The following is a 13,925-nucleotide window of genomic DNA, read 5'->3' on the forward strand; positions in this document are numbered from 1 at the left end:
CCTTGAAATACTGTAATAATTTTCAAATAACTAGGCGAGTCTGCGATTAAGCGACTCCAGTTTCGATTTAAGCCGCTGCTCCGCACTGAGCTCCGAATGCTGTACTCGTGCCAGCGGTGAAGCATTCTCTTCACTTTCAGACTTGTCATTAGCCCGGTTTTGCGAAATATCTGCAGTGGCGTTGTATTTTGGATCAAAAGACTGTTCGTTGATCTTGTCTCCCAGCTCTTCTAGTAAGAACTTTGACAAACCAACAAGGTGCGGATAGCTAAAAACCAGTGAAGGGGACAGAATCAGACCGAGCTTTTGCTCAAGATTATTTTTGATTTCAACTCCCATCAGAGAGTCAAGCCCCAAGTTCAGCAACGGTGTAAACTTGCCAATTTTGGATTCTTCAATCTTGAAAACTTTTGCAGCTTCTTTGCGGATCAAGCTCTGCAGTTTTTCAAGGCGTTTATCCTCTGCGGTATTGCGCAATGCAATAACGAAGCTGTGTTCGTCCGGGTCCTCACTCTGACGATTTGCCTGAGACTGGAGCAGCGGAGCAAAAAATGGCGACGATCGGTCACTAGGATAGATATCCATCCAACGCCGGGCATCGAAATCAGCGATAGACAACTGCGATTCATTGGACAAAAGGGCTGCATAAAATGCCGCCTTCGCCTGTTGATCAGACAGTATGCCGTATCCCCGAAACAGTTCTTTGTCAGCGTCGGGCAATTCGTCTTCTGCTCCCACTGGCCCAAAATATATCTGGCTGGCCGTGACTCCAGCCCCGCGCAGTCTTTCGATAACAGCTTGTCCAGCAACGTCTCTAATCATATTGGCTTCGCAGTTTCTACCACGCATTGAGGTCGTTGCGGCGCCAGTAATGACAAAGCGATTCACAGCCCGTTTCCAGGCAAAGACTGCTAACTGCTCCAGGCATATCCTGGACTCTGACACACTATCGACCGAGCTGACTCCCCCCCCCGTTTCCCCGCGGATATCGTCTGCAACGATAAGGAGGTCAATGCCCTCTAGACCCGAGGCTTGCAGCAAATCAACATCTCTGTGAACTTCGCTATTCAATACGAAATGGGATAGTTCTACAGTTTTTCCATCGATGAAACGGGCAAGCTCCGCAGAGGGTTCTGACGCAGCATTGACTAGCGTAATTTTCTCCACCCCCGCCTCAAGCAGATAATTCAAACAGCTTATCCCCCTGCGGCTGTCTGCATTGACGATCACACAGTGTTTAAAACGCTTCGCAACACTGCCGCCGTCCGACACCTGGCCCACCAGCACCTCTCGGTAGACCCTGCCATCTTTCACAAGCACGTCACTATCGACAGGGGACTTGCAAATAGCGTCGATGAGTTGAGGTCTAGCTTCCTCCAAAGATGGAGACTGCAAAAGAAACCTGCCACTTTTGACATCACTGTTTAATCTGCCCTGCAAGCCGAATTGTGCCCATGCCTGCGAAGCGACAGCAGCAAACGCCTCACTCTCAAAACTTTGTCCAGATTCTTTCCCCGTTACAGTTGCGACATTCACCCACTGCAGCGCAGGAACATTTCGCCAAACCAGCGACTGAATAGCGGCGAAAATCAACTTATAAAATTCAGGCAACGCGGTTTTTTCAGGCACTGAATCCAAAGGTGCCAACACCCGATTGCTCTCTTCCGTTACCATAACGATCCGACCTAAAATCGCTCCCTGATCAAAAGAGCCATCCAAGCACTGAACAACAGCCTTTTCAGAAACAAGCGAAGTGGCGGCCACAACTGCAATCACTGTTTCAGTGTCACCCAGCCAATCTTCGAGGGAACTACGCAGCGCTTCGCTCTCAGCAATAACAAGAAGCCGTTCACCCTCGCCAGGCACCCGGTCTGAAAAGCAATCGACTGTATCGCCGACACATTCCCAGCGATTACTAAAGAGACCGGGAAAATCATCAGCATTACCATCCAGGATGTTGACCGACTCATCCAAACGAAGATTGTCCCGCTGCGGCCTCAGCCAGAAAGATTTATGATCCCAGCTGTAAACTGGCAGGGAAAAATCCCGATCCCCCCCGGCGTAATAATGGTGCCAGTCGACCGGGTAACCTGCCATGCTGAGGCGCGCGAGCAAGGCCGAAAATTCTGTAAGACCACGCTTTCCTCGGCGCAAGGAAAACTCACAATTACCCTCTAACCCACTTCCAGAAAGCAGCTCTGCAATACTGGCTTGTAAAACACCGTGAGGACTCAACTCCAAAAAGTTTGAGTAGCCATCCTCAATACAACATGCGATCGCTTCGTTGAGCCGCACCCGCTCGCGCAAATTCCTCACCCAATAGGCGCTATTAAGCTGACAGCCTTCGACGAGACCGGAGGTAACTGTGGAATAAATGGGTATCTGCGCCTCTCTTGCGACAACTTCCAGGGTTTCCCTACCTAGATCATCCAGCAGTGGGTCCATCTGTGAGCTGTGAAAGGCAACACCGCTCTTAACTGCTTGATTGTAGACACCCGATGCCGTTAACAACCCGGAGAGTGCTGCAATACTCTTGGGGCTTCCCGAAAACACTAGGGAGCGATCGGCATTGACGACAGCTATGCCGATATCACCGGCGGATTGTTCCAGATAGGGGAGAGCATCCTCCACGGCCAGCGCAGCGACTAACATCGCACCTTCGCCATCAACCCTAGCCATCAGCCGGCTTCTTGATACAATGACTAGGGCCGCATCAGACAGACTCAAACTGCCAGCAGCATAGGCCGCGGCCACCTCCCCCATACTGTGACCAACAACCGCGGCGGGATTCACTCCATGAGCAGCCAGTGCTTCAAACAGTGAAACCTGCACCGCAAAGATCATCGGCTGCACAAATTCCACTGAATTGAAGACCCCTTCATCGCCAGAGGTGATTTTTTCCTTAACCGACCAACCGGCAACCCTGGCAATTTCCTTATCGCAACGTTCAAAGGCGGCGTTAAATACTGGAAAGTCTTCGAGTAGATCTCCGGCCATATCAATCCAGTGCGATCCGTGACCGGAGAAAACAAACACTAGACCATCATCAACAATATTGTGGATCGGTCGGGTGCTGATATTGTCCTTAAAGCGCTCGGTACGGCGAATATAATCCTCCAGCACGTCTTCAATACTAGCAACGGAATCCTCAATAAAACTCACAGCGTACGCCAGTTTGGCACGCCCTACACTCGCCGCGTACGCCGCACTTTTCAGTGCCGCTTTATCGTAATGATTATCTCGCAGGTGAGCCAACAGAGATTCTGCCTGGCGTTTTAAGCCCTGACGGCTGTTGGACGATACAGGAAAAACGAGCGGGTGTTGAAACATCTCCTGGCGGGCGTTTTCAGTACTACGATCTCTGCCTTCATAGGCTTCAAGGATCAGGTGGCAGTTGGTACCACTCATACTAAAGCCACTGGTCGCGCCAAACCGGCTGTTATTTTCCTCTGGCCATTCTCTGCAGGACTGCGGGATAATAAAAAGCGACGGATCGAGGTCAATTTTTGGATTGAGTCGGTTAAAATTCAGGTTTCCAGGCACCTGGCGGTTCTTCATCGACATAACCAGTTTCATCACACTGGCGGCTCCAGCAGCAGATTCCAGATGCCCCAAATTGGTTTTAAGTGCACCGAGATAACAGGGCCGCTCAGTGGATCGCCTCTCGCCGTAGACAGCACTAATGGCTTCAACTTCAATCGGATCTCCTAAGGAGGTACCTGTGCCATGAGTCTCGATGAATGTCACCTGATGCGCGTCCACTTGTGCCTGAGTGAGGGCCTTGCGCATCAGCTCCTGCTGAGCCTCAGAACTTGGAGCGGTTAAGCCATTGGATTTGCCATCGTGATTCACAGCACTGCCACGTATGACGGCGTGTATCCTGTCATTGTCTCGCTCCGCATCCGACAACCTTTTAAGCACGAACAACCCGCAACCCTCTCCGCGCACGAAACCGTTTGCGTCAGCGTCGAATGTTCTGCAGGTACCATCGGCAGAGAGCGCTTCCGTCTGCGAGATAAGCTGCATCGTATTGGGTGACAAAATCAGATTGACACCACCCGCTATCGCGAGTGATGACTCTCCCAGACGCAAACTGTTGGAGGCATTATGAAGGGCCACTAACGCGGAGGAGCATGCTGTATCCAGAGTCATTGACGGCCCACGAAGACCGAGAAAATAGGAGATTCGACCGGCGTTAAAACACAGGGAGTTACCAGTAGCTGCGTAGGCTTCCGTCCGGTTATCGGATTGCAATACCGCATTTTGATAATCGAGATAGGAAGAGCCAACATAGACCCCAGTGTCGGAACCCGCAAGACTATCTGCAGCGATACCGGCATTTTCCAATGATTCCCAGGCCACCTCTAGTAACAGGCGCTGCTGAGGATCGAGAGACTCCGCCTCTCGAGGAGAGATGTTAAAAAACTCCGCATCAAATTTATCCGGGTGCCGGATCAATCCCGCCCACCGCGATCCCGGATGCGCTTTAGAAGCGTCCCCCTGCCAGCGCTGATCGGGAATTTCCTGGATCGAATTAACACCGTGATATAGGTTGTGCCAATATTCATCCGGCGAGTTAGCATCCCCAGGAAACCTGCAGGCCATACCAATAATGGCCACAGGCTCTTGTATTCGGCTTTCAAGTGTTGCAATCCTCTTACGGGATTTCTGTAACGTTTCTAAAGCCATTGCCAGAGCTTCTTTATTTTTCGAGTCGCTCATCTAAAATCCAAGTTGCTTTCATAGGTTATTGGGTAATTCGCGCAGCTGCTCATAATGGGCAGATTAGTGTTTTTGCACTTCGGCGAGCAGCTGGCCGACCAGGTCATCTTCAACACCGCCGCCATCGTCCTTATCTGACTCGCTATGATCTCCATAGCGATTTGCCACATCGACATTGTCACAATCAACCATAACGGAGCGATCATTACTGTCGCTGGCACACTGATCACTGATTGCCCTGACCAGCTCATCGAGATAGGCGTACTTCCAGATCAAGGTTGAAGAAACCTTGATACCAATAGCCTCTTCCAGGGATTTTTGTAATTTCAAGCTGGTTATAGAATCCATCCCCATATCACTAAAGGGCTGGCTGTTATCAACGGTTGACGGTTTCATTCCTGTCAACTTCGACACTTGTGCTTTGACGAAATCTGACAGCATTTTTTCCCGCTTTCTGGGCTTTAACTTAGAGATATTTTCCAGCGCCAGAGAAGCGTTATAGCGAGACTCGAAAGCTACTTGCATACCTTTGGAAGATCCCAACCTCGTCCAGTAATGGCTGGCGGTTTTTTCCTGATTCATAGCGAGGTATTTGTCAAAATCGATATTGACATACCCCCCACTGACAACACCGTCCTCGATAAAGCAATCCATGACTTTTAATGCATCGTTGACCACCAGCCCTCTGATACCCTGTAGATCCAGTACAAACTTTAAGCCCTCCTGCTTACTCAAAATCCCAACCTCAGTAAACAAACCAAAGTTGATTGAGGTAGCAGGTTGCCCATGAGCCTGTCGATACGCTGATAGCGCATCCAGAAAGCTGTTCGCCGCGACATAATTTGCCTGGTTACCGGAGTTCATCAGTACCGCCGCCGAGGAAAAAAGCACAAATCGTTGCGGGTTTACCTTCAGGGCGAGTCGATGTAGATTCCAGGCGCCAAATACCTTGCCATTAAACACTGCTTCGATATCACCCTGACTCATAGTCTCAACGGACGAATCCACAATCCCGCCCGCTAGATGGTAGATACCGCCTATCGGCGCCAACTGCTTAGATACCTCTACGGCTACACGTTCCAGAGCTTCGGCGTCGGAAACATCGCAGGTATAAATTTTGATATTGGCCTGATCATGGATTTCTCGCAGAGAATCTGAGAGCGCACTCCCCGCTTCAGAGGAGCGACTCAGCAGTGCGATATTTTTTGCGCCGCTGCGTAGCAGGTGTCGAGCAAGACTTAAACCCAGCCCCCCGGTGCCCCCCGAAATCAGGTGGGTGTGATTCTCAAACCACGCCTGAGATTTCCCTTCTCGCCACTCAAAGGCATTGATACGGGTAGGTACTGGGCGGGCCAACAGTGCAGCAACACGTTTTTTCCCAGCCTCGATCCATACAAACTGCTCCCTGTGACACTGCCCTATATTCTTTGATACAAGCTCCCAGTCTCGACGTTCAGCTCCGTGGGTGTTGATCAGTTTTATATTCAACTGCGGGTATTCAGAAGCCGCTGCAGCGACAAAGCCCCAAGTGGAGCGGGATGCCATGTTAATCGAGCCACCGTCGCTTCCCGTTTCGGTAAAAGCAGCATTAAAGACAAAGCTCAGCGTAAGATTGCGATTGCTTGCGAGCCCAGTGAGCAGCGGAAATAGTCGCATCAACTTTACAACACTATCTCTAGCGACATTAGCGGGTGCTATAGTCTCTTCGGTATCGCCAACAACAACCACAATATGCTCGATTGACGATGTCAGGGCATCATCACTGCCGTCGATAATAGCTTTCATGCGAACCTGCTTTGCACCAGTCCGAAAAGCAGAAACTGCTCCGACAAGTGGGTGTTCTTCATCCGCATCATGAACAACCAGAAGATCCCCAGCCGCAGCAGCGTGCTTCGGCTGATCACCAGCAACAGCATCCTCCCAACTAATGTCCAGCAGACTGGCACCATTCTGAGCGCCAAACAGGTCCAACTCTGTTTCCAACAGGCTTACCCCTGAGACCTCAACCAGCAACTCCTGCTGTTCGTCATAAATGGCGACATCCCTTACCATTACTCTGGCATCCGACCCGGTTTTCTTGCACCCTTTGGTCACGTGAACGAAGCAGCGTTCACCCAGCGCCCCGTACACATTGACGCGATCAAAACTGATTGGGATACGGCATACAGGGTCGGTTCCCGAAACCAGGTCCTCCGCGACCATCGCGTGCAGCGCCATATCGAATACGACGGGGTTCACAATAAAGCCCTGCCCCCTGAAGCCTGAGGGATCTCTATTGACTACTTCCCCAAGTATGCCATTGTCGCTGAAAGAAATTTTTTCCAGCCCCTGGAAGCGACGACCGTAATTCAGATTCATTCGGTCGAAATAGGCGTAAATATCTTCTTTACAAAAATCTGTTAATACCATGCTTTCAGGGAAACTCGGGAGCTTGCCGGCCGCACCGCCTTCATTATTAATAAGGCCGTGACAGTAAAGTGTGACTTCCCCGGAATCTGCACATTTGCTTTTAAACGCAAAGCGATACTCCATCCCTCCCACATTCTCAATCACTAACTGGAGCGGCGTGACCGGAAGATTTTTCAGGGTTATCAGCTGCGAGAAGTTGATCAAGCTCAGTGACGGGGAGTTCCCCAATCCGGCATCTCGGAACGCGGCCAGTACAGTATCGACATAAGCGGTAGCGGGCAGCAAAGCCATGCAACCCACCTGATGATCGTTGAAGATATCGAGCAGACCCGACTCCACATCAATTGCCCAGGCGTGACAAGGATGGCTTGACAGAACCTCTGTATAGCAACCAAGCACGCCATGACCCCGCGAATCAGAGCCCATCGCCTTAGAGCTGTCAGGAGCCGCTTCCAGCCAAAAGTGGCTCCTGTCCCAGCAATATAAAGGCAGCCTGTAATCGATAGCGCTGCCCGCTACCAGCTTATCTAGGCGAACTTGAAAGCCGCAGCAATGCAGATTCGCAAGAGAACGCAACATAGTGATATTGCCATCTTCGTCACGCTTAAGGCTGTTAAACAACTTAACCGATTTCCCCTGCGAAGCGGCGACGCTGTCAATACCATCTAATAACGTCGGATGCCCGCTTACTTCAACAAATGCGCTGTAACCGGCTTCGAGGGCCTTGTCGATGCTCTGTGCAAAACGCACTGGACGGCGAAGATTATCTCCCCAGTATTGCGCCCCCATCTCCTGCCCGTCGACGATATCCGAGCACACAGAAGAAATAATAGGAACAGCAGCCTGCCCCGGGCGAATATCGTGCAATTCCTGAACCAGCGCTGCAATTACGGGCTCGACATATCGAGAATGAGACGCAAAATCAACATCGACCCGTTTGCAGAAAATATCTTCCCGCTCGCACTCCGCAACTAAGCGGCTGATCGAGTCATTGGTACCAGAGACAACGATGGCTTCCGTTCCGTTATAGGCAGAAATCTCCAACCCACTCCCCGCCCGACATATTTCTTTGACTCCCTCCTGATCCAGGCCAATCAAAGCCATAGCACCGTCGAGAGTCGAGATCAGGCGACTCCTGATGCAAACAATTTTCACCGCATCTTCCAGAGATAACGCCCCCGCGATATGCGCTGCAGCAATCTCCCCCAGACTGTGTCCCACGACTGCATCAGCCTTGATCCCCCAGGACTCCCAGACGCGGGCTAGAGCAACCTGTACGGAAAAAATCACAGGCTGGACGACATCGACTCGCTTTAAAAGGGCTTGCTCTTGCCCTGCATCCAGTTCAGCCAGCAGCGACCAAGATACATGCGCTTTCAGCGCCTCATGACACCGGTTGATTGTTTCGCGAAACACCTGGTTACGTTTGATCAGATCCCGGGCCATTCCAATCCACTGATGCCCCTGCCCCGGAAACACAAATACAACTGGGTTGTCAGCCTGAAGAGCTTCACCACACAGCACATTAGGTGAAGCGCCTTCCTCTTTAAAATCGGCTAACGCCGCCATAATATCGGCCTGACTTTCTCCCACCACAGCTAGGCGGTGCCTGTGCTGTTTGCGATTGTAGAACCCGGAAACACAGGTATCTGCAATTGAAGCCTCGACCTCCAGAGCGTTGTCCAGATAGTCGATGTAGGCCTCAACTTGACCAGCCAGCGCCTGCTTCGATGCCGCAGACAGCGGCAATAAAAGCTCGCCGCGCCCAGACCAAACACTTGCAGCTGGCAAAGCCTCCCGGTAATCGCTGAGAATAAGATGTGCATTCGTACCACTAAACCCAAATGCACTGACACCAGCATAGGATCTATCTTCCACGAGCGGCCAGTCCACCAGCTCGCGGTTCAAAGCCAGACTTGAGTCACCCCACGCAAAGGTTTTGGTATCACGCTGCCGGTTAATGCTCTGGACGATCTTCCTATTGCGCAGCATCAACACGGTTTTGATTACCCCAGCAACACCTGCAGCCGCTTCACAGTGGCCGATATTTGTCTTCACCGAACCAACATACAACGGCGAATTATCCGGTCGGCCGCCGGTGAATACATCATCCAAGGCGGACAGCTCCACGCTATCCCCCAAGGGTGTTCCTGTACCGTGCGCCTCGACATATTGAATATCGTCTGGCTTCAAACCGCTATTGGCCAGCGCCGTGCCGATAAGCTCAGCCTGGGAGTCCCTGCTCGGCGCTGTCAAGCCATGAGTTTTGCCATCCTGGTTAACTGCTCCCCCTTCGATGACAGCCAGAACACGATCACCATCGCGCTCAGCCTCCGAAAGCTTTTTCAGAATCAGCACACCACAGCCTTCACTACGAACATAACCATCGGCATTATCCGCAAAGGTTTTACACCGCCCATCGCTGGCCAACGCGCCAATCTGGCTGAAATAAATCTGTAAACTCGGCGACAGTATCAGATTGACTCCACCGGCAATCGCAACACTGCATTTCCCATCGCGAATGTTTTCTGCTGCGGTAATAATGGCAACGAGGGAGGAGGAGCAGGCCGTATCTATCGTCAACGACGGCCCTTTCAGATCCATAAAATACGACAGGCGACCAGCGAAGACACTGCGAGCAATACCCGAGGCACTGTAGGCATCGACAAGGCGGCTATCGCCGCTGGCCAGAGTGCGGTGTTCGTAATCACTGTGACTAACTCCGATAAACACACCAGTATCTGTGTTTTTCAAGGTGTCCGGATCAATACCAGCATTTTCCAGCGCCTCCCATGCGACTTCCATGACAAGCCTTTGCTGGGGATCCATAGAGGCCGCCTCAACAGGAGAAATACCAAAAAAAGCTGCATCAAAACGGTCGACATCCTCGATAAAGCCGCCGCAGCCCGCATAGGTCTTGCCAGGTGTCGAGGGCTTTGGATCGTAGTACTTTTGGTTATCCCAACGCGATAGCGGAATATCACCGACCCCATCGCCGCAACCTTCTAATAGCGACCAGAAATCATCAAGCCCTAAGACCCCCCCCGGATAGCGGCAACCAATACCAATAATCGCGACCCGCCCTTCAGCATTGTCACCCATCTGACTATTGGCAACAGGATCCACATCGCTCCCGGCTTCACCGATATTGACTGCACTATCTCTAGGAGCGGCTGGCCCATCTAGCCGCTCCACCAAATAGTCTGCAAGCTGACTCAAACAGGGATAGTCATACAGCACTGTGGGAGCAAGGTCGATCCCAAGCTTCTCAGAGAGGTCACCACTAACTCCCACCGATAATTTTGAATCGAGTCCGTAGTCGGAAAACGGCAAATCTGGATCAATGAAAAGTTTCTCGCCGTCGCGGTGAACGGCCTGGATTTCAGCCTTGATCAGTGCCTGAATCTCGACGGCAGTGATGCTTGTCGCGACACTCAACTGCTGGGCAAACGGCTTCCGAGCCCCCTGATCCTTGATAGATAGCCCTAGGAGCGAATTCTTCGTAGCGATGCCCTCACAGCTTTGCCACTCATAGCAAACTCTAAGTCTGTTACCTAAGTATTCCGCCTTGGCTGCCTTTCGCTGGATCTTTCCACTGGAGGTTTTCGCAATAGTTTTGGAGCGGATCAGTACAATATTACTGAGATCGATACCGTGTTCACTCAACACATCGCGTCGAATTTTCTCACACAAGAGCCGATAAACATCGTCTTTCGATTCGCTATTGGCAGGATCTTTTACGGCATTCACTTCGGCGACAACACATACTGTCTGCAAATCAGCATCAAGCTCAAAGGCAGCACTACCACCGGAAACTATCAGCTCACTGCTTCGCTCGACACACAGCTCGATATCTTGTGGATAGTGGTTTCTCCCGCGAACAATAATAAGATCCTTCTCACGGGTGGCGAAAAAGATCTGTTTATCTTTTATAAACCCCAGATCACCAGTTCTAAGATAAGGTCCCTCTCCAGTGCCGTGGATATGGGCACCAAATATTTCCTTGGTTTTTTCTTCGTTCTGCCAATACCCTGCCGCAATACTTTTACCCGCCAACCAGATCTCACCGACGCGACCGTCTGGCAACTCAGTACAGCTATCAGGATCGACAATCCTGGCCTCCATGCCCAGCGCACACCTCCCGCATCCCACGATAGCCTTGGCACGGGGATTACTTTCGTCGACCTCCTCAACCCTGCCTTCCCCCCAAGGTCCGGCTGCCACATACAGCAGGGTAATCGCCTCATCAGCACGGGGAGTCGAGGCTTTCAGGCTCGCCTCAGCCATGCCATAGGAGGGGGACAGCACATTCTCTCCAAGACCACAACTGACAAAGCGTTCGTTGAATCGCTTGAGGGTAGCAACACGAATCGGCTCAGCGGCGTTCATCATGATCTTTAAACTGCGAAGATCTAGGGCATCGCGCTCCGCATCAGTGACTTTATTTAGGCACAGCTCGTAGGCGAAATTCGGAGCGGCAGTATGCGTCCCCCTAAACCGGCTGACCGCCTGAAGCCAGCGCCTAGGCTTTTGCACAAAAGCCGCCGGCGCCATCAAAACCGCCTGATAACCGACAAACAGAGGATGTAAGACACCATAGATTAAGCCGAGATCGTGAAAACAGGGCAGCCAGGAAATCATGCAACTATCACTATCGTGCAGCCAATCTACACTCAGGTCCGCCAGAGTATGCGCCAAGCTGCCATGGGTAACCACAACACCTTTTGGCGCCCCTGTAGAACCGGAAGTGTACTGTAGATAGGCCACCTTACTGCCATCAAATTCAACAGCTTCCCAACTACCTTCTTTCTTACCAGTAACTTGCCGTTCAATTCGGTCGGATGCAATCCACGGCAAATCCGCCACCGGCGACGACAGATCACTGAGTTCACTCTGCATTTTCAACCATTCGCCGCAGGTCATCACGCCGGCAATGCCCGCATCAACAGATATTTTCCTCAGTCGATCTTCGCTTTTGAAAATCTTCCCCATGCTAGGCGGATAAACAGGCACCGGAATAACACCAACCAGCAAACATCCCAGAAAAGCCTTGATGAACTCCAGCCCAGGCGGGTACAACATCATGACTCTGTCATCATCCTTAAAACCGAGATGGCGGAGATGACAAGCAATATCTGAAGAAGCTTGCAGCATTTCACCATAGCTGATTGTGACGGCCTCACCATCGACATCACCAGATTTCAGAAATGTATAAAGAGGCTTATCCGGTGTATTCAATCCTCTACTTGTTATCGCATCAACCAGATTTCTTATACCGCTCATTTTCCCACCAGGTAAGTCGAAGTCACGCCAGCCCAGGCGCGGATAATTCTTGTTTATAACCTGAGCAACCGAGATATACTGCCAAGTAAGGCGACACGTCGACGCCTTCAAATCCCTAGCGATTCGACCACCCCAAGTCCAGGTAAGCTACGCAAACTACAATCGAAACAGTTCTTTATTGCTATTCAAGAGCACACGATCAAAGTATTGCTTCGCATTGGCCTGATCTTCTTTAAACACACCAAAATTCATCCGCAGGAAGCTCGAAGAGATTTTTAGCAACAGGTCCTGCTGTTGAGATGGGCTCATTGAAGGCTCAAACACTGCACAACCTGTCTGATCAAAGTCCTCCTCCTCTTCCAGCAATGCACACAGAATCGCATCAATGTGACCATTCACCGCAAAGCCCATCAGATCTTTTGTTTCCTCAACATAACCAAGGTGCGTACCACCATTAATTCCCACAAAGGTTTTCGGCGCAGGCGCGTTTTTGAACGTTACCTGTGAAACCCCCTCATAGCTAACCAACTTGTCATTAGTACCCTGCACATATAAAAGAGGAATATCCCGATCAGCCCCGAAGTCAGCAGTTGTAATACCTGGAAATGGACCCGGTGCCACCAGCACCGCGAAGCTGATACGCTCATCTACAAATGGAGGAACATAGGCGGACAATAAAGAGATAACCGCGCCATATGAAATACCAAAGACACCGATTTGCTGCTTGTTTACTCGACCATAGAAGTCGCCTTGGCTATCATCTGACAGCTGCTCCAACTGACTGATAAGAAATTTGATATCCAGTGGCGCATTGATGATATCTTGAGAATCCTGAACATCACTGTACATACTGCTTTTAGGCCCGTCATAGCTCACCACTATAAAACCGTGACTAGCTAGATTCTCATAGATATAAGTTGCCTCTTCTTTACTAGAGGGAAAACCATGAGTGTAAACAACAACAGGAAAAACACCCTCTGCAGGCGACCGGTCAACAAGGTGCTTGGCAGGAAACCAAATAATGGAGTTCAGCTCGCGAACGTCGCCATTAACTTCATGTCTATAAGTTTTGTAACGTTTACCGACAGGAAATATGCCCTTCGATGTGGGGTCAAATAAACAAACTGGGTCGCCAGAACAATGCTCAAGACTTGGCGAAGAGGATTCTAACGAGGCAGATCGCACATCCGCTAGATCCGACCCACTATCTAGCAGCGAACAGGACGCTACTGAAACAGCCAAAATCAAATAGCCAATAAAACTCTTTATATTTCTACTCATATTTCTCACTCCACTTCCAATCGTTGCCACAAGCTGCCAACACAACTACAAACTGATTTCGCGCAGCACGATACAATCACTCACCCACATACAACACCTGAACTTAAGTACAGGTATATTCAATCTATTATTACAACCGACAGAAGCACCTCGAATATCCGAGGAAAACAGAGGCCACACAGAAAGTAATTAGAAAAAGAGATCTCAAAAGTTCAAAGCGTTGAAGCAAA

Annotated in this window: 3 protein-coding genes; all 3 read right to left on the reverse strand. The window is 50.6% G+C overall.

Annotated elements, in window-relative coordinates:
• Positions 1 to 30: 30 nt before the first annotated feature.
• Entirely contained in the window at positions 31 to 4,722 is a 4,692-nt protein-coding gene (locus tag ACOQOZ_RS09845; protein ID WP_420592095.1) for a type I polyketide synthase, read from the reverse strand.
• Positions 4,723 to 4,785: 63 nt separating this feature from the next.
• A complete protein-coding gene (locus tag ACOQOZ_RS09850) occupies positions 4,786 to 12,414 on the reverse strand; it encodes an SDR family NAD(P)-dependent oxidoreductase (RefSeq protein WP_420592096.1) in 7,629 nt (2,542 codons plus the stop codon).
• Positions 12,415 to 12,570: 156 nt separating this feature from the next.
• Positions 12,571 to 13,695 (reverse strand): alpha/beta hydrolase family protein, encoded by a 1,125-nt coding sequence (locus ACOQOZ_RS09855; protein WP_420592097.1) that lies wholly within the window; start codon positions 13,693 to 13,695, stop codon positions 12,571 to 12,573.
• Positions 13,696 to 13,925 lie beyond the last annotated feature (230 nt).

This window comes from Bacterioplanoides sp. (genome assembly GCF_965219715.1).
Taxonomy (GTDB): Bacteria; Pseudomonadota; Gammaproteobacteria; order Pseudomonadales; family Oceanobacteraceae; genus Bacterioplanoides.

Bases quoted from the DNA above. Each gene is read 5' to 3' on its own strand.
- ACOQOZ_RS09855 (WP_420592097.1), bottom strand. From the start codon at position 13,695: ATGAGTAGAAATATAAAGAGTTTTATTGGCTATTTGATTTTGGCTGTT.
- ACOQOZ_RS09850 (WP_420592096.1), bottom strand. From the start codon at position 12,414: ATGAGCGGTATAAGAAATCTGGTTGATGCGATAACAAGTAGAGGATTG.
- ACOQOZ_RS09845 (WP_420592095.1), bottom strand. From the start codon at position 4,722: ATGAGCGACTCGAAAAATAAAGAAGCTCTGGCAATGGCTTTAGAAACG.